The organism is Aquitalea sp. ASV15 (genome assembly GCF_016429115.1).
Taxonomy (GTDB): domain Bacteria; phylum Pseudomonadota; class Gammaproteobacteria; order Burkholderiales; family Chromobacteriaceae; genus Aquitalea; species Aquitalea magnusonii.
The window spans coordinates 1-302 of sequence record NZ_JAELTZ010000205.1; the positions used below are offsets into that span (position 1 = coordinate 1).

Below are 302 nucleotides of genomic sequence, written 5' to 3' on the forward strand. Positions count from 1 at the left end.
CGGCCACAACTGCTGCTGCAAGACAGCCGCGGCCAGCCGCAATTGCAGGAACAGCACTACTGGACGGCCAGCCTGTCGCGGCTGCTGACACAGGCGCTGGCGGTGAATCTGTCACACCAGCTGGGGCCTGTCTCTTATACACATCTCCGAGCCCACGAGACATTAACAAGGATCTCGTATGCCGTCTTCTGCGTGAAAAGGGGGGGGGGGGGGGGGGGGGGGGGGGGGGGGGGGGGGGGGGGGGGGGGGGGGGGGGGGGGGGGGGGGGGGGGGGGGGGGGGGGGGGGGGGGGGGGGGGGGGG

Annotated in this window: 1 protein-coding gene; it reads left to right on the plus strand. The window is 73.2% G+C overall.

Going from position 1 to position 302, the window contains the following annotated elements; translation table 11 throughout:
- A partial coding sequence (locus tag JHD64_RS21530) for an ABC-type transport auxiliary lipoprotein family protein (RefSeq protein WP_199055738.1) occupies nt 1–302 on the plus strand: 302 nt, incomplete at both ends.